A 379-nucleotide genomic window follows, 5' to 3' on the forward strand; every position below is an offset into this window, starting at 1 on the left:
GAGGTTGACACAGTAGCACCTGAATTAACCATCGATGAGCTTAAGCCAACAAACGATACTACACCAACAATCTCAGGTAAGACTGAGCCAGGTGCAACAGTAAAAGTTGAAATCTTAGACAAAGATGGCAACCCTGTAGCAACAGGTGATGCGACTGTAGATCCAGAAGGTAACTGGTCGTATACACCGACTGAAGAATTACCAGAAGGTGAATATACAGTTAAAGCTGAAGCGAAAGATGCGGTGGGTAATACTGCTACTGAAACTGCGGATGGCAAATTAACTGTAGATACAACTGCACCATCTGATACCGATGTAACGATTGATCCAATTGCGGATACAAACGATACAACACCAGAAATCACAGGTACAACTGAAC

General features: G+C 43.0%; 1 protein-coding gene. It reads left to right on the forward strand.

Annotated features, from left to right (window positions below):
* On the forward strand, positions 1 to 379 hold a 379-nt coding region (locus AC1M9J_RS14820; RefSeq protein WP_481952576.1), incomplete at both ends, for an Ig-like domain-containing protein.

Source organism: Acinetobacter sp. ANC_7588, from assembly GCF_056783995.1.